This is a genomic window from Monashia sp. HAY1-11D (assembly GCF_056868035.1).
Map to the genome: position 1 here is coordinate 4,260,457 of NZ_CP200320.1, position 26,380 is coordinate 4,286,836.

A 26,380-nucleotide genomic window follows, 5' to 3' on the forward strand; every position below is an offset into this window, starting at 1 on the left:
GCGCTCCCGGCTGGACGGACCTGCCCTCCAGCATGGGTACCGCTCCCCATGTCGCGTGTCGCGGCTGCCCGCTAGCGTGCGCGTGTCCGTCAGCCAGACGGCACGACACAGACAGGGGACCCCATGATCCGCAGGATCCGACGCGCCGCCACCGGCGCCGTGCTCGCCGTCGCCGCCGGGGCCGCGGTCGTCGCCGCGCCACAGGGCTCGGTGCCGACGCTGCCGCAGGCGAGCGCCGCCATCACCTGTGACACCGCCACCGGTGGCACGAAGTTCTATCCCGGCGACGACTCGAGCCGCACGTACAACACGACCTTCCACAACGGCGTCGGCATCGACCACTACCTGTCGAGCTACGTCCCCCAGGGCCTTGGCATGTGGGAGGACTGGAACGGCGGCACCGAGGACCTCTTCCTCGTCGGCATGCACCACGAGGACGAGAACGACCACGCCTCCCTCGTCTACGGCGTGACGCCGGGCGGCACCGTACGCGGGGCCGCCTACCTGCCCGAGGGCGCCCACGTCGGTGGCCTCAAGACCTACCGGGGCTGGCTGTACGTCCAGCAGGACACGAGCACCATCCGGCGCTACAGCCTGGCCGCCGTCCGGTCCAGCTTCCGCAGCGCCGGCATCCAGTCCCTCGGCGGCGGCACGTCGCTCAGGGTCAGCGGCGTCAGCTTCTTCGACATCTACGGCGGCAAGCTCTACGGCGGCCTCTTCGACGAGGACAGCCGCAACGTCATGCGCCGGTACACGATCACCTCGACCGGAGGCCTGTCGCTCGACACGTCGTGGGGCCCGCTCCAGGTGCCGATGAAGTCGCAGGGCCTGCTCGTGCAGAACGACACGTACGTCTTCAGCACGTCGTCGGGGCGCAACAACCGCAGCAACATCTACGTCGTGCGCCGCGGCTACACGAAGACGCAGAGCATCGAGAGCGTGCGCTACCGCTGCTTCCGCGCCCCGGTCCTGTCGCAGGAGCTCGTCGACTACGCCGGCCGGGCCTACCTGTCCTTCGAGGGTGGCGCCGACTACTTCGACGGCGCCTGGCCCTGGACCACCGCCGACAACCGGATCAAGAACCTGCACTGGGCCTCCACGAGCACGCTGCGCGGTCTCGTGTGGTGACGGGCTGAGGAGCGCGTGGGTCAGCGCACGACGAGCACCGGGCAGGCCGCCTCGTGGATGACCCGGTGGCTCACCGAACCGAGGAGCAGGCCGGTGAACCCGCCGTGGCCACGCGAGCCGACGACGACCAGTCCCGCATGGACGGTGAGGTCGGCGAGGGTCTGCCCGGGGTCGCCGTAGAGCACCTCGGTCGTGACGTCGAGCTGCGGGTGGTCGGCGCGGGCGCGGTCCGCGAGTCGGGTCACCGTCTGCTCGGCGTGCTCGCGGGTCGCGTGCGTGTCGTCCGTGCCGGCCTTGGCCGTCTCGGCGTACGCCCACGCCTCCATCGAGGCGGAGTGGGCGACGCGGACGACGTGCAGCGCGGCGTGCTCGCGCGCGGCCCAGGCGGCGGCCGCGTCGAGCGCCCGCTGCGACGCGTCGGAGTCGTCGACGCCGACGACGACGGCGTGGTCGGGTCCGGGCCGCACGGCCTGCGCCACGGTGGCGCCCTCCTGCTCCCCCGGGCTCCGGACGACGACGACGGGACAGTGCGCGTGTGCGACGAGGGCGTAGGAGGTGGAGCCGAGGATCCCTGCCCGCAGGCGACCGTGGCCACGGCTGCCGACGACGAGCAGCTCGGCGTCACGGGAGGCCTCGACGAGCTGCCCGGCCGGGCTGCCCAGCTGGTACTGCGTGTCGATGTGGGCTGCCTCGAGGACGTCGGAGGCGTGTTCGGCCCCCTCGTCGACGAGCTTCTTGGCCGCCTGCTCGAGCATCGGCTCGACCTGCGACACGTCGACCGCCGGGAAGGCCGGCACCATCGACAGACTGATGGTGTGCAGGATCGTGAGTCGGGTTGCGAGCCGGCGGGCCGTCTCGGCGGCCCACTCGAGCGCGAGCCGCGCGCTCGGCGACCCGTCGTAGCCGACGACGACGCCGCGGGCTTCGTTGGCCTGGTCGTTCATGGAAGCACCCCTCCCTGGGTCGGGGCCGGGGCCGTCGCTCCAGCCACCTCCATCGTCCCGCGTGCGGGCGCGCCGGGCGCTCCCCTGTGGCCGGCAGGACATGTGAGGTGTGGAACACGGTCCGGGCGACGGACGCGTGCCGCACGTCCCCGTGGAGACACCTCCCCCGCGCGCACCGCGTACCGCCCGGGGTGTCGCCGCCCCGGGCGGCATGGGGTATCACGGAGGCATGAGCATCGAACCGGAGCCCCGCCCTGACGAGTTCGAGCCCGAGGAGGCCGAGCCCGAGGAGGAGTACGCGCCCGTGGGCGACCACCCCGACGACGCGACGGCGCACGCCGCCGAGGCCGACCTGCTCGAGCAGGAGCAGGAGGTCGAGTTCGACGACGACGACGACGCCCCGGACCTCGCCGAGGAGGACCGCGCCTGACGCCGGACCCGACCCTCGCCCCACCCCGGTGAGCGACGACAGCCGTCAGCCGACGGCCTTGGCGGCGTCCACCTCCCCTGCGCCGTACCAGCTGTTCTGGGTCAAGGTGCCCTCGCACGTCTGCGGCGCCCCGGAGTCCAGACCCGGGAAGAACGCGTAGGCGGACGTGTCGGTCGGGCACGCGATCGGGTTGGTGGCGTCCTCCACCGCCGCGGACAGCGCTCCGGTGCGCTTGCCCGTCACGGATGCGACGAGCGCGGCGACCCCGGTGACGTGCGGTGCAGCCATCGACGTGCCCTGCTGGTAGCAGTACGTGGCGCCGCTCGGGTCGACGACGCGTCGGGAAGCCAGGCAGGTGGACGTCAGCAGCGCGGCCGGCCAGGTCGACAGCACGCGACCGTTGGGTGCGGCCGCCGTGAGCTGCAGGATGGAGTCGCCGCCGGGCGCCGCGACGTCGGCGGTCGAGATGCCGAACGAGGAGTAGAACGACTTGAGGTGCAGGTTGCCCGTCGCGGTGACGCCGACGACGCCGGGTGCCTCGGTCGGGAAGACGGCGCAGGCGTTGGTGACCTCCCGGGTGACCGGCGTCGTGTCGTCCGGGCTCGTCTGGTCGAACGTCGGGTGCGACAGGTCGTCGGCCTGGTTGCCCTCGGCGGCGACGACGAGAACGCCCCTGTTCTGCGCGTACCTGAGGGCACGCTCCTCGGCCGTCCAGATGGCGCGCTGCGTGGGGTCGTTCTTGCAGTTGAACAGCCACGGGTCGGCGAAGTAGCTGTTGTTCGTCACCGCGACGCCGTGGTCGCCGGCCCACATGAAGGCGCAGACGACCGCCTCGGGGAAGAAGAACCCGTCGGCGTTGCCGGCCTTGATGCCGGCGATCCGTACGCTCGGAGCCACGCCGACGATGCCGATGCCGTTGGCGGCCGCCGCGATGGTGCCCGCGGTGTGCGTGCCGTGGCCGTTGTCGTCGGCCGCGGCCACCTTGCCGGGCACGGGTGCACCGCCGACGCAGTTGACGCTGGCGGCGTCGTCGACGTTGGCGGCGAGGTCGGGGTGGGTCCAGTCGAGGCCGGTGTCGATGTCACCGACGAGGACCGAGCGGTTGCCGGTCGACACGGCGTGCGCCGCCGGGGCGTGGATCTGGTCCATGTCCCACTGGAGTCCGGACAAGGTGTCGCCGGTGGGCGCCGTCGGAGCGGCGTCGGTGGCCGACTGCGTCGCGTCGGCGCCTGAGGCGTCGTCGACTCGTGTGGCGAACTTCGCTGTGGCAGAGACTCCCTGGACGCCCTTGACGGCACGCATCGACTGCGCGAACGACGAGGAGGAGGACGACGCGACGACGACCGAGATCGCGGGCCACGACGAGACGACGCGGCCGCCCGCGGCGGTCACCGAGCGCGACGCACCGGTCAGCGAGGCGCCCTGGGAGTAGACGACGAGGTAGGTGGAGGCTCCGCTCGTCGACGTGTCCGCGGCGGACGCGCCGGACGCGACGACGAGGGGTGCGAGGCCCGACAGGGCGAGAGCTCCGGCCGCGACCACGGACGCGGCGGTGAGCGAACGAGAACGTCCCCGAGAAGTGTCTGCGGACATGGGTCCTCACTTCCACGACGGCCACGCGCGGCGCGCTCCGTCGTCGGGCCGTCCACGTCGGCGGCCCTCTGCCGACGCTAGACCCGCCGGGTCCCTGTCGTCGACCGCTTCCCGGTGAGCCGGGCGCACACCGTCCGCCACGCCTCAGGCGTGAGCCCACGGGCGGTGGTGAACGCCCGGCGCCCGGGTCACGCGGCTCGTAGCATCGGGACATGACGCTCCTCGAGCGTGCCGAGCAGCTGCGCGCCGTCGCGGGCTGGCTCGACGACGCCGCGGCGGGGCACGGCCGGCTCGTCTACGTCGCCGGCGAGGCGGGCATCGGCAAGTCGACGTTCGTCGGCCACGTCGTCTCGCAGGCCGGCGCCCGCGCTCGCGCCCTCGTCGGGCGGTGCGACGGTGCGGCGACACCGGCACCGCTCGGACCGCTCGCCGAGATGGTGCCCGGCCTGCCGCCCGGCACCTGGCCGCCGGACGCCACGCGGCACGAGGTGCTCACGCGTCTCGTCGACGTCCTGCGCGCACCGCCGGGCGCCGAGCCGTACCTCCTCGTCGTCGAGGACGCCCACTGGGCCGACGAGGCGACCCTGGACCTGTTGCGGCACCTGGCCCGACGCGTCCACGGCTGTCGGGCGCTCGTGCTCGTGACGTACCGGCCCGAGGACACCGGGCCCACCTCGGGGCTGCGGATCCTGCTCGGTGACACGGCCTCCGCGGACGGGACGCGTCGGGTCGACCTCCCGCCGCTGACGCTCGAGGGCGTGACGGCGCTCGCCGAGGAGTACGCGCGGAGGCACCCGGAGGCAGGGCACGTCGACGCGCGCCGGCTGCACGACGTCACCGGCGGCAACGCCTTCTTCGTCACGGAGGTGCTGTCCGGCGGTACGGCCCGGGTGCCCCCCACGGTCCGGGACGCAGTGCTCGCCCGGGTGGCCCGGCTGGACGAGGCCGCGCAGCGCGCTCTCGAGGTGGTGGCCCTGGCCGGCGCCCGGGTCGACTCCAAGCTCGTCGAGGAGCTCGTCCGCGACGGCCTCACCGCCCTCGACGAGCCGCTCTCACGGGGGTTGCTCGTCCTGTCCGGCGGCGAGCTGACGTTCCGCCATGAGCTCGGCCGGCTCGCCGTCGTCGACGACGTCCCGCCCGGGCGGCGGATCCACGTCCATCGGCGCCTGCTCGAGGCCCACCTGCGCCGGGGCGCGGACCCGGAGGTCCTCGCCCACCACGCCGACGCGGCCGGTGACGCCGTGCGGGTGCTGGAGTTCGCACCGGTGGCGGCCGAACGTGCTGCTGCCCTCGGTGCCCACCGTCAGGCGGTCGAGCAGTACCGACGTGCCCTGGCCCACGCGGACGCCCTGCCGACCGGACGCGTCCCGGACGCCACGCGCGCGGACCTGTTGTGGGCGCTCGGGTACGAGCTGTACCTCACCGACCGCATCGAGGCCGCCATCACGGCCGTCGACGCGGCCAGGTCCATCTGGGCCGCGGCCGGCGACGAGGTCCGTGTCGGCGACGCGTGGCGGTGCCTGTCGCGGCTGTCGTGGTTCGCCGGGCGCAACGAGGACGCCGAGGCCCAGGCACGCACAGCCGTCGACGTGCTCGCGGGGCACCCCGGTGTCGAGCTCGCGCTCGCGTACAGCAACACGACCCAGCTGCGGATGCTGTCCAGCGACGTCGCCGGCACGCGCGAGTGGGGCGCCCGCACCCTCGACCTCGTCGAACGGCTGCCCAACGGACCGAGGCGGACGGAGGTTCGGGTGCACGCCCTCAACAACCTCGGCACCATCGAGGTCGTCGTCGGGGACGTCGTCGCGGGCACCCAGCTGCTCACGGCCAGCCTCGAAGGAGCGCGGGCCGCGGACCTGCACGAGCACGCCGCGCGGGCGTACTGCAACCTGGCGTCGGCGGCCGTGACCCAGCGGCGGCACGACGAGGCCAGGCGCTGGCTCGACGAGGGCATCGACTACTGCGCCGACCGCGACCTCGACTCGTGGACGCTGTACCTCCTCGGCTGGCGTGCCCGCCTCGGGCTCGACCGCGGCGAGCACGTGGCGGCCCGCCGCGATGCCGACTCCGTCGGTCGCGGGGAGGTGGCGCCGGTCGGTGCCCTCGAACCGCTCGTGACGCTGGCCCAGCTGCGGGCCCGACGGGGAGAGGACGGGTGGCAGCCGCTCATCGCGCGGGCCGCCCGGCTCGCCGACGGCATGCGCGAGATACAGCGCGTCGCCCCGGTGGTGGCGGCTCAGGCCGAGTTCGCTTGGCTCGCAGGCGAACCCGAACGCGCGCGCGACATCGCCCTCGCCGCCTGGCCACTGGCTCGCGACGCCGACTGCGCGTGGAACCGTGGCGCGGTGGCCCGCTGGCTCACGCCCGAGGACGTGAAGACGGACGATGACGAGCTCTTCGGGGGCACGGCGCCCGGTGCCCTCCTGGCGCCACCGTTCGCCGCCGAGCACGAGCGACGGTGGCAGCAGGCCGCGCAGCTCTGGGCCCGCCTGCACTCACCCTTCGACGAGGGCCTGGCCCTGGCCCGAAGCGGCGACCGCGACCTCATGACTGCGGCCGTCGGCCTCTTCGAGGGGATCGGCGCCGACGGGGCCGCGGCGCGCGTCCGGACCGACCTCCGGGCGCACGGCTGGCCGGCGCCGCGCGCCGCCCGCGCCAGCACGCGTCGCCACCCAGCCGGCCTGACCCCGCGTGAGAGCGAGGTGCTCGACCTGCTCACCGCAGGCCTCACCGACGCCGCCATCGCCGAGAGGCTCGTCATCTCGCGTCGCACGGCCGAGCACCACGTCGCCTCGATCCTCGCCAAGGTCGGGGTGGGCAGCCGGCGCGACCTGGCCAACCTGGGTGGCTCCGTAGCCGCGAATGGGTAGCCGCCACCCATGACCGGTGGGCGGCGTGCGGCGACGCTTGAGTCATCGACCACTCGACGGAAGGAACGAACCATGCCGCTCTTCATGGACGTGCACACCCTCCGCGACGGCGTCACCATGTCGGACGTCGCCAAGGCCCACGAGGCCGACCTCGCCACCCAGGGGCAGTACGGGGTCAGCTACCTGCGCTACTGGGTCGACGAGGACCGGGGCCAGATCTTCTGCCTCGTCGAGGCACCCGACGCCGAGGCCGCGAACACCGTGCACCGCGAGGCGCACGGCCTCGTCGCGGACTCGATCTACCAGGTGCAGGAAGGCGCCTGACGGCCGGATCAGCGCGATGCCGGACGCCGTGGACGGGCAGGTCCACGGCGTCCGGCATCGACGCCCGAGTCCGGCGTCGACGTCTCCGGTCCGTGGAGTTGTGGCGTTTCACCCCGGGAGGCGCCCAGCCGACCTACGTTGTCGTCGGGACACGAGGGGGGTGCCATGGCCGAAGGCGGATCCGCGCGAGAGCGCGCCGCGACGCTGCGCGCCAAGGCGGCCGCCGCCCGGCAGGAGTCGGAGGCGGCGGCGCACCGCGCGGCGGCGCTCGAGGAGCAGGCCCGGCGCTGGGAGTCGGGAGCCGCCGGGGAGCAGGTCGTCGGCGCCGAGCTGGCGCGCCTCCCGCGGACGTGGGCGTGCTTGCACGACCGGTTGCTGCGGCCGGGACGGTCGCGCGTCAACCTCGACCACGTGGTCATCGGTCCCGGCGGGGTCTTCCTCGTCGACGCGAAGAACTGGTCGGGTGGCGTCTCCGAGTACGACGGGACGCTCTGGCAGCACACCGGCTCGAGCCGGTCCCGGCGGCCGGCGGTGGAGCAGGTGGGGCGCGCCGCCGGGGAGATGGAGCGGACGCTGGCGGTCCCCGTCGTGCCCGTGCTGGCACTGGCCGGCGGCTCCGCGGCCGCCTTTGACTCCCGCCGTGTGGGCGGCATCGACATCGTGCCGGTGCACGACCTGCGCGAGTGGCTGCTCAGGCAGCCCGGCCACCTGCCCCCTGCCGAGGTGGAGCTGCTGCGACGCCGCGTCGACCTGGCGTTCCCGGCAGCGTCGGTGGGCGTCGACGCCGTCAGCCCGGACACGTCGGAGCTCACGGTGGCCCAGGTGCTCGCCAGCGGGCCGGCCCGGACCCGGTCCGGGACACACGCTCGACGCACAATGCGCGTGGGGAACGGACACTCCACGGCGCGCTCCCGCCGCTTCGCCGGCCGCAGGACAGTACGTGCCCGGGGTGTCATCGCCCTTGGCCTCTTCGCGCTGCTCGCGGCCGTCCTGCTGTACGGGCTGTTCATCATCGGGGAGCATGGGGTCAGGACCCTTGCGACATCGCTTCTCCCCGGAGCAGGTGACAGGACCCCGTCGAGGCCGAACTCCCTCTACTGCCAGGACTATCCGGTCAGACGCATGAAGGCGGTGCTCGCGACCTCCGTGACGGCGAGCACCGAGAACAGCGGCGACAGGTGCAGGTGGTACCTGGGGCCAGCGGTGGACGTGCCGCCCATGCTGGACCTGCAGATCGGAGCGTCGGCCGACGTCGTCGTGAGGGCCGTTGCGAGGGACCGTGCCCTCGCAACGGCGGGATCAGGGACCGCCCGTGTCTGGGTGGCCGCAGGGTTGCGCGTCCGGCAATGGGAAGCTGCGGACCTGCGTGCACCATCCTCGTTCATGCTCTCGATGGACTACCGCTATCCCGAAGGCGCAACGCCGGCCACACGACGCAGGGTCGACGAGGCTGAGCTCTCGAGGATCGCGCGGTTGTCCGAGGACCTCGCGATGTGGATGCGGTCCGCTCGTTGAGCTCCGTGGCACAGCACACGTGGACGCTTACTCATGAGGGAATACGATTCGCCTGCAAGACTTTTCGTCGAATCAAACCTTGACTTCCTGTTCGAACTGGTGTTCGATAGGGAGATGAGGGGTCAAGGGACGCGCAGTGCTGACGCGCTGGTCGAGGAGGCCGAGGCGCTCGCCGACGTGGCGTCGCTCGTCGAGGCCTACCCCATGCGAACGCGTCGCGGCGTCCCGGTGCGGCAGCGGTCGCTCTCCCTGCTCGAGCGGTCCCTGAGGCGCAACGCCGCTCGGCACGTCCTCAACCAGCTGCTGCCCGATCTCGTCGCCGAGCTCCTCGACGCCGCCGCCGACGACCTCGACGACTCCCCTGACCGCGGCCCCGAGGCCCACGCCGATGCCGAGCTTCGGCTCGTCGAGGCCGTCGAGTCCTGCAAGGCCGCCCTGGACGCGGCCGGCTTGGAGGCGCTCGCTCGGCTCCGGTCGTGCATCGAGTCGGCCGAGCTGGGGCGCGTCGCCGGCACCGGCGGCACCCGGCCCTCCGGATGGCTCGACGCTGACGAGCTCACCGTCCTGGAAGTCACCACGGCCACGGGGCTCGGACCGCAGGAGGTGCACGACAGGCTGGGCCTCGCGACGGCCCGCTCCAGCGCCGCCGCAGAGCTGCGCGACCGGCTCCGGTCAGGCGCGGTCAGCCTTCATCGGGCTCGTGTCCTGCACGCCGAGGTCCGCCATCTCGAGGACGCCGCGGCGGTTGGCGTCGTGGACTCGACGCTGCGTCCCAAGGACGGTGCGCCGCCGTCCCCGACCCTGTTCCGCCAGCGCCTCACGCGCGCCTGCGTCGCGGCCGACCGCGACGCAGCCCGACGCCGTCGGGACGCCCGCCGGCGACGCGGTGCGTTCGCCCGCATCGATGCCGACGGGCTCGGGGTCCTCACCGTGACCAACGACGCGGACAAGATCGTGGCCGCGATGGAGCGCGCCGATGCTCTTGCACGAGCCGCACGGCAGGCCGGCGACCGGCGCAGCCTCGACGTCCTGCGCGCCGACGCCATCACCGACCTGCTCGTGCTCGGGTCGATACCGGCGGACAGCGGGGCCGCCGATGGCGTGTCAGTCCGCGAAGGCCCGGGCGACGCCGCCTGGAGGACGCTCCTGGGGCGTCGCCCGTCAGCCTCGGTCACGCTCGTCGTCCCGCTGCCCGTGGCGCTCGGCCACGTCGACGCCCCGTGCGAGGTGCCCGGTCACGGCTGGGTGGGCCCCGAACAGGCACGGCGGATGATGCTGCACCCCGCATCGCGCTGGCGGATGCTGGCGGTGGACCCGAGCACGGGCGCTGCCACCGCTGTCGGGACCACCGCCTACCGGCCGACGGCATCGATGCGTGCGGTCGTCGAGGCCGTCGACGGCACCTGCCGTGGGCCCGGATGCACCGTCCCGGCCGCTCGCTGCGACCTCGACCACGACATCCCCTGGCCGCACGGCCCCACCGAGGTCACCAACCTCACGAGCAAGCATCGGCTGCACCACAACGCCCGCACCCACGGTCACTGGAGCGCGTCGCGGGACCCCGACGCCAGGGTCCACTGGCGCACGGCTGCCGGACGACGCTACGTCACCGAGCCGAAGGACTGGCTCGAGGACCTGCGGCCGCCACCCGAACCTGCCCGCCGCCCACGCGTCATCGACGAGCTTCCGCCGTTCTGAGGCCCGCTCGCGTTCTGAGCGCCGCTCGCGGGCGGCGTCACGACGCGGCGTCGAGCGGGTCCGGGAGTCGGTGCACCCCCTCCGCCGTGGCGACGTGGAAGCCGAGCAAGCGCACACCGGCCTTCCGGCAGGCGTCGATCCCGGCCTCGTGCCACTCCCGATCGGCGTCGGTCGGACGGGCTCCGTGCGGGCGCCCTCGGCCGAGCAGGATCGAGCCGCCGGACTCTCTGACCAGCGGAAGGACGAGGTCCAGCAGCCGGACCAGGTCGGCCGGATCCGCATCCTCCGGCACGTCGTTGAGGACGAGAGGTTGCAGGCCGCGGCCGGCGTGGTCGCAGATCATCAGCCCGATGCACCCCCCGGCGCGGTCGGCCTCGCCGAGGATGAGGTCGATGACGTCGCCGGCCGCGACGGGGTCGGTGAGGGGGATCTCGCTGGCGCGCTGGGGCAGGTCGTCGAAGGTCATGCCAGCCATCGTGGCCCGAGCCCGCGAACGCTCGCTGGAGTTGTCCCCAGGTCGATGCGCGCGGGCTCGTGCCCCGGTGGGCCGAACGCCAGGGTCTGCGAGGGTCAGGCCACGCGGGTCTTCGGGGCGTTCTCCGCGGTCTTGCCGGGGTCGCGCTCGACGATGTCCCCGAGGGCGTCGTCGATGCGGGCCATGAGCTCGGGCTCGAGCCTCACGCCCGCGGCCTTGACGTTCTCGGCCACCTGCTCGGGACGAGAGGCACCCACCAGAGCGGCGGCGACGTTCTCGTTCTGCAGCACCCATGCGACCGCGAGCTGGGCCATCGTGAGGCCCGCGTCGTCGGCGACGGGCTGGAGCTTCTGGACCCGCGTCAGGACGTCGTCGTTCATGAACCGCTTGATCATGTCGGCGCCGCCCTTCTCGTCGGCCGCCCGGGAACCTGCGGGAGGCTGCTGCCCGGGCTGGTACTTGCCGGTGAGGACGCCCTGCGCGATCGGGCTCCACACGATCTGGCTGACCCCGAGCTCCTGGCACGTCGGGATGACCTCGCCCTCGATGACCCGCCACAGCATGGAGTACTGCGGCTGGCTCGAGATCAGTTGCACGCCAAGGTCTTTCGCGAGCGCGTGGCCCGCGCGGATCTGCTCGGCCGTCCACTCGCTGACGCCGATGTAGAGGGCCTTGCCCTGACGCACGACGTCGGCGAACGCCTGCATCGTCTCCTCGAGGGGCGTCTCCGTGTCGTAACGGTGTGCCTGGTAGAGGTCGACGTAGTCGGTCTGCAGCCGGGTCAGCGACCCGTTGATCGACTCCATGATGTGCTTTCGCGAGAGCCCGGTGTCGTTCTTGCCACCGGGGCCTGTGGGCCAGTAGACCTTCGTGAAGATCTCGAGGCTCTCGCGCCGCTCGCTCTTGAGCGCCTCGCCGAGGACGCTTTCGGCCTTGGTGTTCGCATAGACGTCGGCCGTGTCGAACGTGCTGATGCCGGCGTCGAGCGCGGCGCGGACACATTGCGTCGCCACGTCGTTCTCGACCTGCGAGCCGTGCGTGAGCCAGTTGCCGTAGGTGATCTCGGAGATCTTGAGCCCGCTGTTGCCCAGGTGACGAAAGTTCATGGCGCCCACCGTATGCCCCGCGACCTGCGCCGCTCGATCCCGCGTCCATGGTCGGTCGGGCGACAGAGGGCCGCGGGTGGGTACGGGACCCATATGCCTCAAGACACCCAGACGCTTCCGTTGCCGGCCCGCTTCGCCGTGGCGCTCGAGCGCGACGACCGGCTGGATCGCGCCACGGCCCTCGCGCAGCGAGTCACCGCACCGCTGGGCCGCGGAGCCACCGCGTCCGTGCTCAGCGGACGCTGGATGGGCCATGCCCTGCACCCTTCCCTCACCGACGTGCCGATCGGCCTCTTCACCGCGGCCGGCGTGCTCGACGCGCTGGGTGGGGTCGAGTCTCGGCCGGCGGCGCGCCGACTCATCGGGCTCGGCCTGCTCGCTGCGGCACCGACGGCGGCGTCCGGCTGGACGGAGTGGCACGGGGCCGAACAGCGCGACCGGCGTGTCGGCGTCGTCCACGCCGTCCTCAACGTCGGGTCGCTCGCGGCGTACACCGGCTCGTGGATGGCCAGACGGAGGGGGCGCCACGCAACCGGGGTGGTGCTCGCGCTGGCCGGTTCCGGCCTGACCGGTGTCGCCGCCTACCTCGGCGGACACCTGGCAAGCGCCCGTGGTGTCGGGACGCGTCACCCAGCACTCAGCGAGAGGAACGAGACCATGTCCGCAGCCGAGCAACCGAAACCCGCCTCGTCACCCCTGACGGCGCGGGACGTCGTCGAGGCCGTCACCGCGCAGCACGGTGAGATCACCCGCCTGCTTCGCGCGGTGCGCACCGCCGACGACGGCACCCGGGCTGACGCGCTGCACCGTCTCTGCGCGTACCTGGCCGGTCATGAGGCGGTGGAGGAGGTGCTCCTGCACCCACGCGCCGAGGCGACCCCGGACCCGGCACTGGGTTCGCAGCGCGTCGTCGAGGAGGAGGGCGTCGGGCAGCAGATCGGGCGCCTGGAGGACGCCGGCGTCACCTCCCCGGTCTTCGTGACCCAGGTCGGGCTCCTCGAGGAGGCGATCACGCAGCACGCCGCCGCGGAGGAGAAGCAGGAGCTGCCAGGCATCCTCGACTCGGTCGACGCCTCGGATGCTGCCCTCATCGTCCGTGCCCTGCGTGAGCAGGAGGCCGCCGCCGACCGTCGAACCGGCTCGTTCGCCGAGATGCTCGAGATGGCCAGGCACGACGTCCGTGGGCTCGCGGCTCGACGCTGAAAAGGACGTGCCATCCGGAATCTTCAAGTTGGCTCGAACGTTCCTCACATGACCCCTCCGGGCTGGACCCGGATCGAAGACGTGGAAAGAGGTGGATCGTGAGGCGCAGGAAGTACGAGGAGTTCGAGACCGACAACGGCACGGTGCTGCACTACGTCCGCCACGAGAACGGTGGCGGATACGTCGAGCGTCACGCCGAGGTCGACCCGAGCGCCTACGTCGGTGACACGGCGTACGTGGACCGGGGCGCGACCGTCGGACCCCGCGCCAACATCCAGAGCGGCGCCTGGATCGATGCCGGCGCCACGGTGCACGCCGACGCCGAGATCGGCTCGGCTGCCCACATCGGGCGAGGCGCCGTCGTGGGACGCCGCGCCCGGGTCGGTGCGCGCACCAAGGTCGGACCACGTGCGCACATCTGGGACGGCGCGCGCATCGACGTCGACGAGACGATCGGCGCCGACGCCGTGATCCGCAGGCCCAGCACCAAGCGCCACGCCGCCTAGGACTCGGGCGGACGTGACCGCAACCGAAGGGCCCCACGACAGTAGTCGTGGGGCCCTTCGGTGTGCCTGTCGCCGGATCAGCTGCAGCCGCTGGTGCTGCCGCAACCCTCACAGACGTAGCAGGAGCCGGCGGGACGCATCTTCGTGCCACAGGTCATGCAGATCGGGGCGTCGGCGGTGATGCCGCCGAACTTCTCGAGCAGCTCCGCGGAGCTGTGCACGTCACCCGAGGCCTCGCGAGCCGACGCCGCACCGGCCCCGAACTTCACGTCCACCTCGGCCGACTTCTCGGCCTTGTGCTCGGGCTTCGGCTCCTTGCGGGTCACCGGCGTCGACTGCTGGAGCGACGCGAGCTCCTCGGCCAGCTCCTCCTCGTCCTCCGAGTCGTCGGCCTCGATGGCCTCGTAGGAGCCGGTCTCGACCTGGCGCGCACGCTCCTCGGCGGTGTGGATGCCCATGAAGGAACGGGTGTCGAAGTCGAGGTAGTCCAGCGCGAGACGACGGAAGACGTAGTCCATGAGCGACTGGGCCATCCGCACGTCGGGGTCGTCGGTCATGCCGGCCGGCTCGAAGCGCAGGTTCGTGAACTTCTCCACGTACGTCTCGAGCGGGACGCCGTACTGCAGGCCGACGGAAACGGCGATCGAGAAGGCATCCATCACGCCGGCCAGGGTCGAGCCCTGCTTGCCGAACTTGAGGAAGATCTCGCCGAGCTCACCGTTCTCGTACGTGCCGGCGGTGAGGTAGCCCTCCGCGCCTCCGACCGCGAACGACGTCGTCTGCGACGTCCGGCGCTTGGGTAGGCGACGACGCACCGGGCGGTACTCGATGACCTTCTCGACCTTGGGCTCGACGGTCTCGGCCGGGGCGTCCTTCGCCTTGTCCTTGGCCGTCGAACCGCCGTCGGACAGCGGCTGGCCGACCTTGCAGTTGTCGCGGTACACGGCGAGCGCCTTGATGCCGAGCTTCCAGCCCTGCATGTAGACGTCCTCGATCTCCTCGACCGTCGCCGTCTCGGGCAGGTTGACGGTCTTGGAGATGGCCCCGGACAGGAACGGCTGTGCCGCGGCCATCATGCGCACGTGGCCCATCGGGGAGATGGCGCGCTGGCCCATGGCGGTGTCGAAGACCTCGTAGTGCTCCGGCTTGAGGCCGGGGGCGTCGATCACGTGGCCCTTGTCGGCGATGTACTCGACGATGGCCTCGATCTGCTCCTGCTGGTAGCCCAGCTTCTTGAGCGCCCGCGGGATCGTCAGGTTGACGATCTGCATCGAGCCGCCGCCGACGAGCTTCTTGAACTTGACGAGCGAGAAGTCCGGCTCGATGCCGGTCGTGTCGCAGTCCATCATGAAGCCGATGGTGCCGGTCGGGGCCAGCACCGACGCCTGGGCGTTGCGGTAGCCGTGCTTCTCGCCGAGCTTGATGACGTCGTCCCACGCCTTCGTGGCGACCTTGTGGATGCTCGAGTCCATGTCGTCGAGCGTCTTGATGTCGTCGTTGGCGGCCTGGTGCTTGCGCATGACGCGCTTGTGGGCGTCGGCGTTGCGGGCGTAACCGGCGTAGGGACCCACGACCGAGGCGAGCTCGGCCGAGCGCTTGTACGCCGCACCCGTCAGCAGCGAGGTGATCGCGCCGGCGAGGGCGCGGCCGCCCTCGGAGTCGTAGCCGTGGCCGGTGGCCATGAGCAGGGCGCCGAGGTTGGCATAGCCGATGCCGAGCTGGCGGTAGTCCCGCGTCGTGTCACCGATCGACTCGGTCGGGAAGTCGGCGAAGCAGATGGAGATGTCCATCGCCGTGATGACGAGCTCGACGACCTTCTGGAAGGTCACCGCGTCGAAGGTGTCGTCGTCGCGGAGGAACTTCAGCAGGTTGAGCGAGGCGAGGTTGCACGAGCTGTTGTCGAGCGACATGTACTCCGAGCACGGGTTGGACGCGGTGATGCGGCCGGTCTCGGGGTTGGTGTGCCAGGCGTTGATCGTGTCGTCGTACTGGATGCCCGGGTCGGCGCACTCCCACGCGGCCTGGGCGATCTTGCGGAACAGTCCGCGGGCGTCGATCTCCTCGATGACCTCACCCGACAGGCGTGAGCGCAGGCCGAACGGCGTGCCGTCCTCGACGGCCTTCATGAACTCGTCGTTGACCCGCACCGAGTTGTTCGCGTTCTGGTACTGGACCGAGACGATGTCCTTGCCGCCGAGATCCATGTCGAAACCGGCGTCGCGCAGGGCGCGGATCTTGTCCTCCTCGCGGGCCTTCGTCTCGACGAACTCCTCGATGTCGGGGTGGTCGACGTCGAGGACGACCATCTTGGCCGCGCGACGCGTCGCCCCGCCGGACTTGATGGTGCCCGCCGAGGCATCGGCACCACGCATGAACGACACCGGGCCCGATGCGGTGCCCCCCGAGGAGAGCAGCTCCTTGGAGGAGCGGATGCGGGAGAGGTTGAGGCCGGCGCCGGAGCCGCCCTGGAAGATCTTCCCCTCCTCCTTGTACCAGTTGAGGATCGAGTCCATCGAGTCGTCGACCGACAGGATGAAGCAGGCCGAGACCTGCTGGGGCGACTTGGTGCCGACGTTGAACCACACGGGCGAGTTGAACGAGAAGACCTGGTGCAGCAGCGCCCACGTCAGCTCGTGCTCGAACACCTCGGCGTCGGCGTCGGTGGCGAAGTAGCCGTGCTGCTTGCCCGCGGCGACGTACGTCAGGACGACGCGGTCGATGAGCTGCTTGAGCGACACCTCGCGGGCCGCGGTGCCGACCGCACCACGGAAGTACTTGGTCGTGACGATGGTGCTCGCGTTGATCGACCAGAAGTCGGGGAACTCGACCCCGCGCTGCTCGAAGATCGTCTCGCCCGTCTTCCAGTTCTGCTGGACGACGTCGCGCTTCTCCCACGTCACCTCGTCGTACGGGTGGACGCCTGGCGTGGTGTAGATGCGCTCGATCTTGACGCCCTTGGCGCCCGTCTTCGAGCGAGATGTGCGGTTACCGATCTCCGTCATGTCGTGCGGCCTCCCTGACCGTGTGCGGGCCCGCCCCGGGCCCGTGTGCTCGTCGTGTCGTTCGGTGCCAGTGTCTCGCCGGGGTCTGACAGTCCCCTTGGTGGTGTGGGCGATTCGTGTGGAGGGTGGTTACCGCTGCGCGCCGATCCCGGGGTGGGGCTGCGGGCCCGTCCCGAGCGCGTCACGTTCGGCTCGAAGCAGCGCGATGGCCCCTTCGAAGTCCTCGAGGCTCTCCCAGGCCTGGTACACGCTGGCGAACCTCAGGTAGGCGACCTCGTCGAGCTCTCGGAGCGGCTCGAGGACGGCCATGCCGACCTCGTGCGCCTCGATCTCGGCGTTTCCCTGCGAACGGATGGCTTCCTCGACCTTCTGGGCCAGCAGCGCGAGGTCGTCCTCGGTGACCGGTCGGCCCTGGCAGGCCTTCCGGACGCCGGAGAGGACCTTGGCCCTGCTGAACGGCTCGGTGACGCCGGACCGCTTGATGACGTTGAGGCTCGAGGTCTCGAGGGTCGTGAAGCGGCGGTTGCACTCGGGGCACTGGCGACGACGGCGGATGGCAGTGCCGTCGTCGGTGGTGCGGGAGTCGACGACCCGCGAGTCGGTGTGCCGGCAGAACGGACAATGCACGCGTGGTCACCTCCCTCGTCCGAGAAACCCAGTGGTGGGAACGCCCTCGGCCACCCCCTTATGCCGCCCTCGCTCGCTCGCAGGCAGGCTCCCGTCTTCGTGGACCGGGCGCCGCCTGGGGATGAGTCTGTGGACGGACTGGGGACGACCTGTCCATAACCCCCGCGTGGCTGGGGACTACATGTGGACGTCTTACATCCGTGTAACTACTAGATGTAGGGGTAACTCTAGGCACGTCGTGACCTGCGTCGCAAGCACATCGGAGAAACCGGACATGCCGGGTCGCTGACCTGCGGAAACGTCACACACGTCCCGATCGTCCCGGCGTGTCACACAACCGTGCACCCCTAGATCTAGGGGTGGTCCATGACGCCGACTCCCCTATCTACCGATGGGGAGACGAACGAGAGGCGGTGGAGGCATTGCCGGCACGGAGACGCAGCCGCGCTCGACCGGGGTCTGGCGCACGGTGAGGTCGCGCCGACCGACCGCGACCGCCACGAGGTTGTCGGCGCTGACGCTCCCGGCCCGCAGGTAGTCGGAGTGGCCGGTCGAGGTCCGTGCGGGCTCGTCGGCCCCCGCCCCGATGGCGCGCCAGGCGTTGCATGCCCTGGTCGGGTCCTTGAGCGACGTCGTCGACAGCGAGACGGCACCCCGGACGGTGTCCGGGCGCTGCCCGTGCAGCGGCCAGCCCGGCCGCGCGACGAGGTCATGAGCGGCGGACAGGACGTTGAACGACCCCGGCTTGAGGCCGGTCCGTTCGATGCGGTCGAAAGGGACGCCCGGCGACCCGAAGACGGCGACGTCATCCACCGAGCTCGTCAGCAGGAGGGCGTGACCGGCGAGCACCGAGCCGTACGAGTGCGCCCACACGGTCTGGTGCACGCGCCGGTCCCGTGCCGCCCCGACCCCGGTGACGAACGCCGCGAGCTCGTCCGCGTTGTCCCGGGCCAGCTTCGGGTTGAGCACGCTGCGATCGATGCTGGTCAGCACCTCGTCGGCCTGGGGAGCCTCGTACCCCATCCAGGTGACTATCGCGACGTCCGTACCATTCGCCTCGGTGAGGGCCTGACGGCGGAGCGGCGCGAAGAGGTCGTCATAGCGCTCGAGGTCGCCCCGGGCCGTCGTCCCCATGCCCCCGACGAAGGTGACGACGTGCTCCGCCCGGTCCACGTCGCCCTGCGCGAGGACCACCTTGACGTCGGCGCCGGTGGCATCGACGAGCACGAGCCGGCGAGCCACCCCGTCCCGACGCCCGATCACGGCGCGGATCGCCCGCAGGTCCTCGACACGGTCGCGAGTCCGGGCCACGGCGCCCGCCGTCCGCCGGCTCCGCGGGTCGCGGCGGGCAGCCTCGTAGGCGCTCGACGCCGCTCGTTCTGCCTCCGCGAGGAGGACGAGGTTCGCCTCGTGCCGCGCTACGGCCGGGATGCCGTCACGCGCACCGACCCACTGCGGGTGCTCGTGGACGACGGCGTTGCGCTCCGCCTCGGTGAGGCAGCGCCACCAGGCGGCGGACGCGTAGGCGCCGGACGCGTCGTGGACGACGACCGGAGGCACCGGCACGGGCGGGGTGCTCCTCGCGGCTAGAAGATCCATCGCGGACCGACCACCGCGCGCGCCGGAGAGGAGGTCCGCCGCGAGGCCGGCATCGACGTCTGTCGCGATGCGCACGGCCTGACGGAGGTAGGTGTGGACCTCCTCGCGCAGCAGCTCGTCGCGTCGAGCGCGGTGGGCCTCGAGGACCGGGTCGAGACCGGTCGCGCGCACGGGCAGGAACAGCGTGCCGTCGTGTCCGAGCCAGGCGCGGTCGGAGGCCGCGCGCTCGTCGGCCCGGGCGAGCAGGTCCTGGGCGGCCTGGAGGCGGGTGGCGCCGTCCTGCAAGGCGGTGGACGACGCCGCCAGGCACGCCGCGAGGCGGGCGAGGCCGGCGACGAGGGTCACCTGCCGTTCGGCGGCCGCGCTCGACGCCGGTCCCGACCACGTCGAGCCCCGGCGATGCAGCAGGTCCGCGACGACGGCCTGGACCTCGAGGCGGCTCTGCGTGAGACGGCGGGCGGCGAGCTCGAGGGCACCGGGACGAGCCGTCCGCACGCGAGCGACGTCGAACGTCGTCACGGCGCACCGTCACCGGACGGGTTCGTGAACGCCCGGGCGGCGGCATGCTCGACCGCGGAGTAGAGCCTCGAGGCCTCCTGGAGGGCCGACCCGAGGCCGAGCAGCTCCACACGGGCCTCACGAAGACGTTCTCGCCAGGCGAGCGAGATCCGGGAGACGGATGCGGCGAGCATGCCGCCGGCGAGCGCCACCCCGACCGGCTCGACCGCGAGGTCCGGCCTCACCACGGTCAGGCGCGCGAGCGCCCAGTCTGCCGTCGCGGCGGCGTCGTCGACCGTGCCCGTGTCCACCTCGTACCGCATGCGCGCTCCCCTTCCCGAGATCCCCACGGTAGGAAGGACATCGCTCGCGGGCAGAGGTGCATCCACAGGCCCGGGGACCGGCGCCCAGCGTCCATGCCTCATCCACAGGGCGGCCGAAGCCGGACACAGCAGGACGCCGCACCCGAAGGGGTGCGGCGTCCGGGCCACCAGACGGGGTCGAAGCGCCTGGAGGGCCAGCCGCTGAAGGTGGAGCCAACGCGGCGGTCGGGGGACGTGCCGGGAGGCGGCACGAACGGCGACGTCAGGGAGCCGGGATGACGAGCCGCTGGCCCGTGTGGATCATCGACGTCGAGAGGGAGTTGGCCAGCTGCAGCTCGACGACCCCCTCGCGCACCGGAAGGCCCGGGAGCTCACGAGCCGCGATGCCCGACAGGGTCTGACCTGACTCGACCGTGATCGTGCGCGGTGCACCCGTGGCCGAGGCGAGCTGACCGGCGAGGCCGATCCCGAGGGCGAGGACCACGGCGCCGACGAAGAGCGTCACGACGAGGCGGCCGAACCGCGTCAGGCGCATCCGCGGGCGGGCGGCACGGGCGGCCCGCACGGCGGCGCGTCCGGTGGGAACGAGGACGAGCTGCGGCCGCGAGACGAAGTCGGACTCCCCGACCTCCGTCTCCCGCTGCCGGCGAACGGCTTCGATGGCGACCACGCTCATGCTGACCTCCCCTTGCTGCTGACTTGCGAACATGTGTTCGATAGAACGCCTGTACGAGTTGTAGCACGTCTGGTCGATGAAGTCGAGACATGCTTCGAACAGGTGTTTGGCAACTGTGTTCGAACCCCGTACGCTTTCCTCACACCACCAACCACACCAGTCACCACTGACACTGGCCTCGCGAGCGCCGGGACCGGGGTGCCTGGGGCCGCCGACGAAGGGGACACCATGGGCGTGACCGAGCTTCCCGACCGCGACAAGGGCGATGGGCTGACGATGCGCCAGCGGCGCGTGCTCGAGGTGATCCGCAACTCCGTCGACCGACGCGGCTACCCGCCGAGCATGCGCGAGATCGGTGAGGCCGTCGGGCTCGCCAGCCCGTCGAGCGTCAGCCACCAGCTCGCCGCCCTCGAGCGCAAGGGCTACCTGCGTCGGGACCCCAACCGTCCGCGCGCCCTCGAGGTCGTCTCCCCCGACGCCGGAGACGCGACGGGGCGCCGCGGGCGCGCCGAAGCGTCCGACCAGCACGACGTCGAGACCGACTCCGGTGACACGCGCCCCGAGGCGTCGTACGTCCCCGTCCTCGGCAAGATCGCCGCCGGGGTGCCCATCACCGCCGAGGAGGTCGTCGAGGACGTCTTCCCGCTGCCCCGCCAGGTCGTCGGCGAGGGGCAGCTCTTCCTGCTCAAGGTCCAGGGCGACTCGATGGTCGACGCCGCGATCTGCGATGGCGACTGGGTGGTCGTGCGCCAGCAGCCGACTGCCGAGAACGGCGACATCGTCGCGGCGATGCTCGACAACGAGGCCACGGTGAAGACCTTCAAGCGCAAGGACGGTCACGTGTGGTTGCTGCCTCACAACGAGGCCTACGACCCGATCGACGGCGACGATGCGACGATCCTCGGAAAGGTGACCGCAGTCCTGCGTCGCGTCTGAGCAGCCCCCACCGCGGCCACATCACGGGCGCGTCGCGGATCCTCCGCGGCGCGCCGTGAGGTATCCGCACCCTGGACTCGCCACTCTGGGAGCACAGTGCCTGAGGAGGACGCCATGCCCGACCGGCCCGACCGCGACGTCGTCTTCACGTATCGCTATCTGCGGGGCGGCATGGTGGCGCTGCTGCTCATGCTGCTGCTGTCCGTCGTGCTCCAGTGGTGGTGGGGCACGAACCGGTCGTGCTGGCTGGGCTCGATCAGCGCCTACTACTTCACCCCTGCGCGCACGGTCTTCGTCGGCAGCCTCTGCGCGCTTGGCGCCGCCCTCGTCGTCTACAAGGGCCACTCGTCGGAGGAGGACGTGCTCCTCAACTTCTCCGGCTTCATGGCGTTCGTGGTCGCGATGGTGCCCACCGTCCCGGACGATCGCTGCAGCGTTGCAGGCGCGCCGAACCCGTTCGCCCTGCCCACGACGGCCATCTCCGACGCGGTCGACAACAGCGTGTGGTCCCTGGTCGCCGTGGGTCTCCTCGCCCTCGTCGTGACGGCATGGCTGCGACGCGCCGAGCTCAGGGACCCCGCACGCCGACCACCGGTGCGCACCCTGCTCGTCACCGCGGCGTGCAGTGCCGTGGTCGTGTTCGAGCTCGTGCTCTTCCTCGCGCTGCCCGACCGTTTCGTGGCCCTGAGCCACGGCATCGCCGCATCGACGATGGTGGCCGGCGTCATCGCCGTCATGGTCCTCAGCGCCTTCCGGGTCGAGGACCGACACACCTCGACCCAAGAAGCGGCGGGGTACAAGAGGTGGTACCTCGTCATCGCCGGGACCCTGGCTGCGCTGCTGGCCCTCACGGTGCTCGCACACCTGACGCTGCACGGCTTCGACCACGTGATCCTGATCTGCGAGGTCATCATCATCGTGCTGTTCTGCGCCTACTGGATCCTCCAGACCAAGGAGCTGTGGAACCTGCGCGACAGCACGGACCTCGAGGCTCGTAGGGCCGCCGCCATCGCCGAGTGACGGCCCGGTGGTTCGCCACAGCGGGTCGTCGGACGATCAGTTGCGGACGAGGACGCTCCGCGCCTCCTTGACGGTGATCGGGGTTCCCGGCTGCGGCACGGTCACCGTGTCGGGGATCGAGATCCACGCGCCGCCGTTGATGCGGAAGTCCGCGCCGAACGTCACGTCGACCCGCGACGTGTACGTGCCCGGTCTGCGGTAGGTGTGAACGATGTCGCCGTCGGGGTAGACGCCACCGGGCGAGGTGGTCGGGCCCTCGCTCGTGCCGTCCCCGAATCGGTACACGTAGCTGACGAGCTTGGGACGGATCTCGACGCGGTACCCGAACATCGTGGCCGGGTCGACGAGGTCGATCTCGCCCGGCTCAAACCCCCTGCTGGCCCAGTCGACCTTGTAGAAGGTCTTGAGGTTGACGAGCGTCGTGTTCCCCCTCGGCTGCGTGGAGATATCTGCTTGCGACCAAGCTGTATGGTGGAAAGCATTTACGATCATTGTGACTGTCGGATATGGCCGAATGCCCGGAATCATTTCTGGAAGGCACGTAGAACCCACCAGAAACCAGCCGCCGGGCTCGGGTGCACCAGAGGACCCTCCCGGCGCCCCAGAGGGATCTGGGCGCCCATTTTGGTCGACCCATATGCGCAGGACGTCCACCAATGGACCTCTGCCTTCCTCAGCTGAGTTCTTGGCGCAGGCAGCGATGGCGAATACCTGACACTCAACACTCGAGTCGCGACCACCGACGTCGCAGTAAGAGGGCCGGAGCCGGTACTTCCAGTGCGGGTGGTTGGCGTTCACGGCTGCTTCGTACTCTGCGGCCAATTGCGACGCCACCCGTCGATCTATGTTGACCGTCGTTCCGGCTTGGCCGGTATCTCCATTCACACCAGCGAGTGCCACGGTGGCAAGCGAGACTCCGCACGCGAACGTCAAAGCGACGAGGGCGCACAGTCGCGGAAACATGCGGGTCATGACGCAATCAACTTGACTTCTGACACGCGCCAGCCAGACGTACCCCATGCGAGATAGAACATCCAGTGGCTAGGCTCACGAGGGTCAGTCAGAACAAGTTTGCCAGCCCTATCTACAACATTGCTCCGCTCCTGAAAGCCCTTGAACTCAACGCGTCTCAAATCGCCGGCGGCTGAAAGGGCCGTGACCGAGGTGATGGAGACGGGATCACGGTCATACCTTTGAGTCTTCGCTTTTAGCTGCGTTGCCGTTTCAACATAGGCGCGGCAGGCCTTCGAAGAGTGCATGTCACAAAGGGGAACGAGAAGCTCGGGGGAAGGGTAGGTCCACGCACGATTCAAGGTCTTGATTACGTGGGCAACAAAAGCTTCGGCGCCGGCCTTGTCCTTGGTCTTGGCCGCGTCGGGGAGCCCGGCCGGGAAGGTGGGGCCTGCACTGGTCGCGGCGGTCGTGGGCGCCGCTGAGGTCGTGCTCGTCGTGCTCGCCGTGGTCGACGACACCGTCGTGCTCGTCTGCACCGGGGCCGGGTCGCCCCCGCCGCAGGCCGCCAGCGTCGTCGCCGCCAGCGCCAGACCAACGGCGGCGCACATCATCCTCTGTCTCAGCACGAGTCTCGGTCCCCTGTTCGGCGAATCTGTGGCCCTGCCCACCGGGCGCAAACGGGCGAAAACGTCATCGAACGCTCCCACAGATCGTGCCGCAACCGCATCCCGAGCGCCCGCCGTCGTCCACAGGCCCGTCGTCGGCACCGCGTCGGCGTCGGCGTACGAGCCGGAGCGTCGCGTCAGTGACCGAGCGCGGCGCGCAGGCGCGGCAGCGCTTCGCCGAGCGGGGCATGCAGGCGGATCGTGGCCTCGGCGTCCCCCCGCGTCGCAGAGCGGGTCACGATGGCCACCGGCACACCGGCCTGGTGCGCCCGCCGCACGAACCGGTACCCGCTCATCACGGCCAGCGATGACCCGAGGACCAGCACGGCACCCGCCGACTCCACGAGTCCGAAACACTTCTCCACCAAGGACTTCGGCACCGACTCGCCGAAGAACACGACGTCCGGCTTGACCGTGTCGTGGCCACAGACCAGGCACCGCGGCGCGTGGAACGACGCGACGAGCTCGTCGGCGAGCACGATGTCGCCGTCCGGCCGCACCTGCTCACCCCACTGCGACCCGACCGCGGCGGCGGCCGCGGCGAACCGGTCCATGAAGCCGGGGTTGCCCTCGGTCATCCGCTCGTGCAGTCCGATCCGCGAGGTCACCTCACCGCAGGTCAGACATACAGCCCGGTCCAGCGACCCGTGCAGCTCGACGACGTCGCGCGCGCCGGCCGCCTGGTGCAGGCCGTCGACGTTCTGGGTGATGACCGGACCGACGTAGCCGGCGCCCTGCAGCTCGGCGACCACACGGTGGCCCTCGTTCGGCGTGGCTGCGTTGAACCGCTGCCAGCCGATGTAGCTACGAGCCCAGTACCGGCGCCGGGCCTCGCTCGAGCCGGCGAACTCCCCATAGGTCATGGGCTCGACGCGCCGGGTGCCGTCGGGACCCCGGTAGTCCGGGATGCCGCTGTCGGTCGACAGGCCCGCACCGCTGAGGACGAGGACGCCGCCCGCGCTGACGAGGTCCACGAGGTCGTCGAAGGTACCGAGGTCGCTCACCTCGAGCGGCAGCCGACGCGAGGTGGCGAGCCGCGTCAGGACGCCCGGGCCTGATCCGTCAGCGCGTCGGGCGGCACCAGCCCTGATGCCCGCGTCGGCGCCCGCGGGGCCGGGCGTCGCACCGGGGTCAGCGGCAGCCCGGGACTCCTCGAACGCGTGCACCCGGCCAGCGTACGCGGAGAGGTTCATCCCGCCATGCCCGCGATCGCGAAGAGCACGACTTTCCATAATCGTCGGTTATGATACCGGCATGATCGACGCTGCCGGCCTCCGGGTCATGAAGGCCATTGCCGACGAGGGAAGCTTCACGAGCGCCGCGAACGCGCTCGGCTTCACCCAGCCGGCGATCTCACAGATGGTCCGCCGCCTGGAGCAGCGCACCGGCACCGTCCTCGTCGAGCGCTACGGCCGCCAGGTGCGCCTCACCGAGGCCGGCCAGGTTCTCGCGCGGCACGCCGTGGGCGTGCTCGCCGCCCTCGACGCCGCCGAGGAGGAGATCACCGCCATCGCCGGGCTCCGAGCCGGACGCGTCCGCCTCCAGGCCTTTCCCAGCTCGTCGGCGACGCTCGTGCCCAAGACGCTCGCGATCCTCAAGGCCAAGCACCCCGACATCACGGTGACGTTCACCGAGGCGGAGCCACCCGAGTCTCTCGCGGCCCTGCGCAACGGGGACTGCGACGTGGCGGTGGCCTTCGCCTACGAGGGCGCCGACCTCGGTGAGCTCGAGGAGGACCTTTCGCTGCTCGTGACGCGTCGTCTCATGGACGACGAGGTCCGCCTCGTCGTGCCGGGCGCGCACCCGCACGCCTCCGACCCTTCGGCCTCGCTCGTCGACTTCTCCGGGGACGACTGGATCGCGGGGTGTCCCCGGTGTCGCGGCCACCTGCTGTCCCTCGCCGACCACGCCGGCTTCCGGCCCAACGTGGCGTTCGAGACCGAGGACTACGTGGCTCAGCTCGGTCTCGTCACCGCGGGCCTCGGGGTCGCCCTCGTGCCGGACCTCATCCTCAACGCCGCCAAGCACGAGCAGGTCGCGACGCTGCCCCTCTCCCCCGCATCACGCCGGCAGATCCTCGCCGTGACGACGCCGGACCTGCAGCGGGTGCCTGCGGTGGCCGCCGCGCTCGACGCCCTGTGCGAGGCCGCCGGAGCGGATCCCCGTCTCTCGACCGCCGAGCTCGTCGGCGCTGCCCGCGGCTGACACGCCCCCGCAGCCGGAGCACCGCCGGCGGTTGACGCGCCGCGCGCGGACGCGTCGACCGGGCGCGCCGGCCGGAACGTCGG

Annotated in this window: 23 protein-coding genes; 11 read left to right on the top strand and 12 right to left on the bottom strand. The window is 71.2% G+C overall.

Annotation, left to right across the window (positions count from 1 at the left end):
- Positions 1 to 123 precede the first annotated feature (123 nt).
- The gene (locus AC1VM9_RS19655) at positions 124 to 1,128 is read left to right on the top strand and encodes a hypothetical protein (RefSeq protein WP_483123784.1); all 1,005 of its coding nucleotides are present in this window, start codon (positions 124 to 126) and stop codon (positions 1,126 to 1,128) included.
- 20 nt (positions 1,129 to 1,148) lie between these two features.
- Here the strand turns inward: AC1VM9_RS19655 and AC1VM9_RS19660 are convergent, their stop codons facing one another.
- Complete coding sequence (locus tag AC1VM9_RS19660; RefSeq protein WP_481340147.1) at positions 1,149 to 2,072, bottom strand: universal stress protein; 924 nt, start codon at positions 2,070 to 2,072, stop codon at positions 1,149 to 1,151.
- A 229-nt stretch (positions 2,073 to 2,301) separates the two neighbouring features.
- On the opposite strand from AC1VM9_RS19660, the gene AC1VM9_RS19665 reads away from it, so the two are divergent.
- Positions 2,302 to 2,502: a hypothetical protein gene (locus tag AC1VM9_RS19665; RefSeq protein WP_483123785.1), complete on the top strand. Its 201-nt coding sequence runs from the start codon at positions 2,302 to 2,304 to the stop codon at positions 2,500 to 2,502.
- 45 nt (positions 2,503 to 2,547) lie between these two features.
- Here the strand turns inward: AC1VM9_RS19665 and AC1VM9_RS19670 are convergent, their stop codons facing one another.
- Entirely contained in the window at positions 2,548 to 4,095 is a 1,548-nt protein-coding gene (locus tag AC1VM9_RS19670) for a S8 family serine peptidase (RefSeq protein WP_483123786.1), read from the bottom strand.
- 212 nt (positions 4,096 to 4,307) lie between these two features.
- On the opposite strand from AC1VM9_RS19670, the gene AC1VM9_RS19675 reads away from it, so the two are divergent.
- The 4 genes from AC1VM9_RS19675 to AC1VM9_RS19690 all read left to right on the top strand — a co-directional run bounded on the left by AC1VM9_RS19675 (position 4,308) and on the right by AC1VM9_RS19690 (position 10,502).
- Positions 4,308 to 6,965, top strand: a complete 2,658-nt coding sequence (locus tag AC1VM9_RS19675) for an ATP-binding protein (protein ID WP_483123787.1) — start codon at positions 4,308 to 4,310, stop codon at positions 6,963 to 6,965.
- Between the two features lie 72 nt (positions 6,966 to 7,037).
- Positions 7,038 to 7,289, top strand: coding sequence for a DUF4242 domain-containing protein (locus AC1VM9_RS19680; protein ID WP_483123788.1), 252 nt, complete (start codon positions 7,038 to 7,040; stop codon positions 7,287 to 7,289).
- 165 nt (positions 7,290 to 7,454) lie between these two features.
- Entirely contained in the window at positions 7,455 to 8,804 is a 1,350-nt protein-coding gene (locus AC1VM9_RS19685) for a nuclease-related domain-containing protein (RefSeq protein WP_483123789.1), read from the top strand.
- Between the two features lie 114 nt (positions 8,805 to 8,918).
- Complete coding sequence (locus AC1VM9_RS19690) at positions 8,919 to 10,502, top strand: HNH endonuclease signature motif containing protein (protein ID WP_483123790.1); 1,584 nt, start codon at positions 8,919 to 8,921, stop codon at positions 10,500 to 10,502.
- A 37-nt stretch (positions 10,503 to 10,539) separates the two neighbouring features.
- Here AC1VM9_RS19690 and AC1VM9_RS19695 read toward each other — a convergent pair whose 3' ends face one another.
- Positions 10,540 to 10,968 carry a hypothetical protein gene (locus AC1VM9_RS19695; protein WP_483123791.1) on the bottom strand — a complete coding sequence of 143 codons (429 nt, stop codon included), beginning with the start codon at positions 10,966 to 10,968 and terminating at the stop codon, positions 10,540 to 10,542.
- A gap of 104 nt (positions 10,969 to 11,072) precedes the next feature.
- Positions 11,073 to 12,083: an aldo/keto reductase family protein gene (locus AC1VM9_RS19700; RefSeq protein ID WP_481347506.1), complete on the bottom strand. Its 1,011-nt coding sequence runs from the start codon at positions 12,081 to 12,083 to the stop codon at positions 11,073 to 11,075.
- Between the two features lie 93 nt (positions 12,084 to 12,176).
- On the opposite strand from AC1VM9_RS19700, the gene AC1VM9_RS19705 reads away from it, so the two are divergent.
- The gene (locus AC1VM9_RS19705) at positions 12,177 to 13,286 is read left to right on the top strand and encodes a DUF2231 domain-containing protein (protein WP_483123793.1); all 1,110 of its coding nucleotides are present in this window, start codon (positions 12,177 to 12,179) and stop codon (positions 13,284 to 13,286) included.
- Between the two features lie 98 nt (positions 13,287 to 13,384).
- Positions 13,385 to 13,792, top strand: a complete 408-nt coding sequence (locus AC1VM9_RS19710; RefSeq protein WP_481340179.1) for a transferase — start codon at positions 13,385 to 13,387, stop codon at positions 13,790 to 13,792.
- A 77-nt stretch (positions 13,793 to 13,869) separates the two neighbouring features.
- Here the strand turns inward: AC1VM9_RS19710 and AC1VM9_RS19715 are convergent, their stop codons facing one another.
- The 5 genes from AC1VM9_RS19715 to AC1VM9_RS19735 all read right to left on the bottom strand — a co-directional run bounded on the left by AC1VM9_RS19715 (position 13,870) and on the right by AC1VM9_RS19735 (position 20,517).
- Positions 13,870 to 16,794, bottom strand: a complete 2,925-nt coding sequence (locus tag AC1VM9_RS19715; protein ID WP_483123795.1) for a vitamin B12-dependent ribonucleotide reductase — start codon at positions 16,792 to 16,794, stop codon at positions 13,870 to 13,872.
- 129 nt (positions 16,795 to 16,923) lie between these two features.
- Complete coding sequence (nrdR, locus tag AC1VM9_RS19720; RefSeq protein ID WP_481340186.1) at positions 16,924 to 17,421, bottom strand: transcriptional regulator NrdR; 498 nt, start codon at positions 17,419 to 17,421, stop codon at positions 16,924 to 16,926.
- A gap of 381 nt (positions 17,422 to 17,802) precedes the next feature.
- Entirely contained in the window at positions 17,803 to 19,539 is a 1,737-nt protein-coding gene (locus AC1VM9_RS19725) for an alpha/beta hydrolase (RefSeq protein WP_483123797.1), read from the bottom strand.
- Positions 19,536 to 19,841: a hypothetical protein gene (locus AC1VM9_RS19730; protein ID WP_481340193.1), complete on the bottom strand. Its 306-nt coding sequence runs from the start codon at positions 19,839 to 19,841 to the stop codon at positions 19,536 to 19,538. The genes AC1VM9_RS19725 and AC1VM9_RS19730 overlap by 4 nt, the downstream gene beginning before the upstream one ends.
- 262 nt (positions 19,842 to 20,103) lie before the next feature.
- Positions 20,104 to 20,517 carry a LysM peptidoglycan-binding domain-containing protein gene (locus tag AC1VM9_RS19735; protein WP_481340196.1) on the bottom strand — a complete coding sequence of 138 codons (414 nt, stop codon included), beginning with the start codon at positions 20,515 to 20,517 and terminating at the stop codon, positions 20,104 to 20,106.
- Between the two features lie 228 nt (positions 20,518 to 20,745).
- Between AC1VM9_RS19735 and lexA the strand changes: the two genes are divergently transcribed.
- A complete protein-coding gene (gene lexA, locus AC1VM9_RS19740; protein ID WP_483123800.1) occupies positions 20,746 to 21,453 on the top strand; it encodes a transcriptional repressor LexA in 708 nt (235 codons plus the stop codon).
- Positions 21,454 to 21,567: 114 nt separating this feature from the next.
- On the top strand, positions 21,568 to 22,473 hold the full coding sequence (locus AC1VM9_RS19745; RefSeq protein ID WP_483123802.1) for a hypothetical protein: 906 nt from the start codon (positions 21,568 to 21,570) through the stop codon (positions 22,471 to 22,473).
- A gap of 36 nt (positions 22,474 to 22,509) precedes the next feature.
- On the opposite strand, the gene AC1VM9_RS19750 is transcribed toward AC1VM9_RS19745, so the two are convergent.
- The 3 genes from AC1VM9_RS19750 to AC1VM9_RS19760 all read right to left on the bottom strand — a co-directional run bounded on the left by AC1VM9_RS19750 (position 22,510) and on the right by AC1VM9_RS19760 (position 25,258).
- A complete protein-coding gene (locus AC1VM9_RS19750; protein ID WP_483123803.1) occupies positions 22,510 to 22,965 on the bottom strand; it encodes a PKD domain-containing protein in 456 nt (151 codons plus the stop codon).
- Between the two features lie 476 nt (positions 22,966 to 23,441).
- The gene (locus AC1VM9_RS19755; RefSeq protein ID WP_483123804.1) at positions 23,442 to 24,035 is read right to left on the bottom strand and encodes a hypothetical protein; all 594 of its coding nucleotides are present in this window, start codon (positions 24,033 to 24,035) and stop codon (positions 23,442 to 23,444) included.
- Positions 24,036 to 24,229: 194 nt separating this feature from the next.
- Positions 24,230 to 25,258 carry a Sir2 family NAD-dependent protein deacetylase gene (locus tag AC1VM9_RS19760; RefSeq protein WP_483123806.1) on the bottom strand — a complete coding sequence of 343 codons (1,029 nt, stop codon included), beginning with the start codon at positions 25,256 to 25,258 and terminating at the stop codon, positions 24,230 to 24,232.
- A gap of 88 nt (positions 25,259 to 25,346) precedes the next feature.
- Here AC1VM9_RS19760 and AC1VM9_RS19765 point away from each other — a divergent pair, with 88 nt between their 5' ends.
- Positions 25,347 to 26,297 carry a LysR family transcriptional regulator gene (locus AC1VM9_RS19765; protein ID WP_481340215.1) on the top strand — a complete coding sequence of 317 codons (951 nt, stop codon included), beginning with the start codon at positions 25,347 to 25,349 and terminating at the stop codon, positions 26,295 to 26,297.
- Positions 26,298 to 26,380: the final 83 nt, after the last annotated feature.

Excerpts from the sequence above, each read along its gene's own strand:
- AC1VM9_RS19655 (WP_483123784.1), top strand. The coding sequence starts at position 124 with ATGATCCGCAGGATCCGACGCGCCGCCACCGGCGCCGTGCTCGCCGTC.
- AC1VM9_RS19660 (WP_481340147.1), bottom strand. The coding sequence starts at position 2,072 with ATGAACGACCAGGCCAACGAAGCCCGCGGCGTCGTCGTCGGCTACGAC.
- AC1VM9_RS19665 (WP_483123785.1), top strand. The coding sequence starts at position 2,302 with ATGAGCATCGAACCGGAGCCCCGCCCTGACGAGTTCGAGCCCGAGGAG.
- AC1VM9_RS19670 (WP_483123786.1), bottom strand. The coding sequence starts at position 4,095 with ATGTCCGCAGACACTTCTCGGGGACGTTCTCGTTCGCTCACCGCCGCG.
- AC1VM9_RS19675 (WP_483123787.1), top strand. The coding sequence starts at position 4,308 with ATGACGCTCCTCGAGCGTGCCGAGCAGCTGCGCGCCGTCGCGGGCTGG.
- AC1VM9_RS19680 (WP_483123788.1), top strand. The coding sequence starts at position 7,038 with ATGCCGCTCTTCATGGACGTGCACACCCTCCGCGACGGCGTCACCATG.
- AC1VM9_RS19685 (WP_483123789.1), top strand. The coding sequence starts at position 7,455 with ATGGCCGAAGGCGGATCCGCGCGAGAGCGCGCCGCGACGCTGCGCGCC.
- AC1VM9_RS19690 (WP_483123790.1), top strand. The coding sequence starts at position 8,919 with ATGAGGGGTCAAGGGACGCGCAGTGCTGACGCGCTGGTCGAGGAGGCC.
- AC1VM9_RS19695 (WP_483123791.1), bottom strand. The coding sequence starts at position 10,968 with ATGACCTTCGACGACCTGCCCCAGCGCGCCAGCGAGATCCCCCTCACC.
- AC1VM9_RS19700 (WP_481347506.1), bottom strand. The coding sequence starts at position 12,083 with ATGAACTTTCGTCACCTGGGCAACAGCGGGCTCAAGATCTCCGAGATC.
- AC1VM9_RS19705 (WP_483123793.1), top strand. The coding sequence starts at position 12,177 with ATGCCTCAAGACACCCAGACGCTTCCGTTGCCGGCCCGCTTCGCCGTG.
- AC1VM9_RS19715 (WP_483123795.1), bottom strand. The coding sequence starts at position 16,794 with ATGACGGAGATCGGTAACCGCACATCTCGCTCGAAGACGGGCGCCAAG.
- AC1VM9_RS19730 (WP_481340193.1), bottom strand. The coding sequence starts at position 19,841 with ATGCGGTACGAGGTGGACACGGGCACGGTCGACGACGCCGCCGCGACG.
- AC1VM9_RS19735 (WP_481340196.1), bottom strand. The coding sequence starts at position 20,517 with ATGAGCGTGGTCGCCATCGAAGCCGTTCGCCGGCAGCGGGAGACGGAG.
- lexA (WP_483123800.1), top strand. The coding sequence starts at position 20,746 with ATGGGCGTGACCGAGCTTCCCGACCGCGACAAGGGCGATGGGCTGACG.
- AC1VM9_RS19745 (WP_483123802.1), top strand. The coding sequence starts at position 21,568 with ATGCCCGACCGGCCCGACCGCGACGTCGTCTTCACGTATCGCTATCTG.
- AC1VM9_RS19750 (WP_483123803.1), bottom strand. The coding sequence starts at position 22,965 with ATGATCGTAAATGCTTTCCACCATACAGCTTGGTCGCAAGCAGATATC.
- AC1VM9_RS19755 (WP_483123804.1), bottom strand. The coding sequence starts at position 24,035 with ATGTGCGCCGCCGTTGGTCTGGCGCTGGCGGCGACGACGCTGGCGGCC.
- AC1VM9_RS19765 (WP_481340215.1), top strand. The coding sequence starts at position 25,347 with ATGATCGACGCTGCCGGCCTCCGGGTCATGAAGGCCATTGCCGACGAG.